Raw genomic sequence first — 1,383 nt, 5'->3', positions numbered from 1 at the left:
TTTTTTTTTATCCATTAAACTAATGTGACGAATATTATACAAATGAGCTTCCAAATCCTCTTTTGGAACTTTTAATTCCAAAGTATCCATAGAAGCATTCGCCTTTATTGGAGCTGAATCAATCGCCTGGGTATGTCCACTCACCATTCCTTTTTCAACACACATAGAAAATATCTTTGTGAAAACTTCTTCAAATACCGCTTCAGGATACAATTGACGGGTACGACTGATGGTGGAATGCCAAGGTAAAGGTTCATCAATGTCATAGCCTAAAAAGAACAAAATATCTAACCGCATACCGCTGTGTTGTATCAAATCTCTATCGCTAATGATGTTTTCCAAATAGCCAACCAAACACAGTTTAAAGAAAACAATAGGGTCAATACTTTTTTGTCCGCTTTCACCGTAATAGGGTCTGGTTAATAGATATAAAAAATCCAAATCCAACACTTGTTTTAATCTCCGATAAAAATTGTGTGCTGGTACTCGCTCACTTAACTGAAAATTAGCGAATAACTTTTCCTGATATTCTTTCTTGCCTTGCATTCCATGAAATTAAGGATTTTTCATTTTTTTTACAAATATTTTAACCTATTTTTGATAGAACTTGTGCAACAGGCACAATGTATAAAAATAATTGCGGTTTAGTGCTTAATCAAAGGGCGTTGCGTATTTGCTACGTCTGATTTTCCTTCGGAAAATCCTCGCACGCAAACCCGCAACTATTCTTATACGTAAACGTTGGCTTTAACTGCGGAGGATGTACTTTCCTGAAATAGGTTGACTAAAAATTAGACAACTTAAACAACGAAAGTATGAAAGAACAAAAAGTACCCTGCCGAAAAAAATCCTATGAAAAAGTGGGTTTTGATTTAAAATTACTCGTTATTGACCAAATTCAAAATGGTCGTATTTCAATTAATTATGCTGCTAAAAAATACAATATTTCAAGATCTTCTATTGACTATTGGTTAAAAAAATATAGTACTTTAGAGCAAAAGAAATTAGGAATGAGCAAAAAAGACGAAATCAAAAAATTAAAGCAAAGAATTGAAGAATTGGAGTTTGTAAAAGACTTCCAGCAAGACATAATTGCGGATATGGAACTTATTACTGGTGTGGATTTAGCAAAAAAGTCATTGCCCAAAACATTAGCCGACGAGATTCAAAAAAAGAAACAAAACCGTTTAAAAGAAAATGGTTAATCGAGTGTTTTGGGATTAGTAAACAAGCCTTCTATAAGCGCTTAAAATCTCAACAAATCAAAGAAAATAATGAACAACAATTAATTCTGTTGGTCAAACAATATCGCAATAAAGTTAGTCAACAAACTGGTGGACTGAAGCTTCATTCTGAACTTAAATCTCAAATGAAAAACCTTAA

At 33.0% G+C, this 1,383-nt stretch carries 2 protein-coding genes; one reads left to right on the top strand and one right to left on the bottom strand.

Features of this window, described 5'->3' with window-relative positions:
- The coding region (locus tag EC396_RS12245) for a transposase (protein ID WP_164975277.1) at positions 1–546 on the bottom strand (546 nt) is incomplete at its 3' end.
- A gap of 269 nt (positions 547–815) precedes the next feature.
- Here EC396_RS12245 and EC396_RS12240 point away from each other — a divergent pair.
- On the top strand, positions 816–1,205 hold the full coding sequence (locus EC396_RS12240) for a helix-turn-helix domain-containing protein (protein WP_129366715.1): 390 nt from the start codon (positions 816–818) through the stop codon (positions 1,203–1,205).
- The last annotated feature ends 178 nt before the right edge of the window (positions 1,206–1,383 follow it).

Source organism: Lutibacter sp. HS1-25 (assembly GCF_004121075.1).
GTDB lineage: Bacteria > Bacteroidota > Bacteroidia > Flavobacteriales > Flavobacteriaceae > Lutibacter.
The sequence above is the reverse complement of the archived record's forward strand: the minus strand, read 5'-3'. Positions and strand labels throughout refer to the sequence as shown.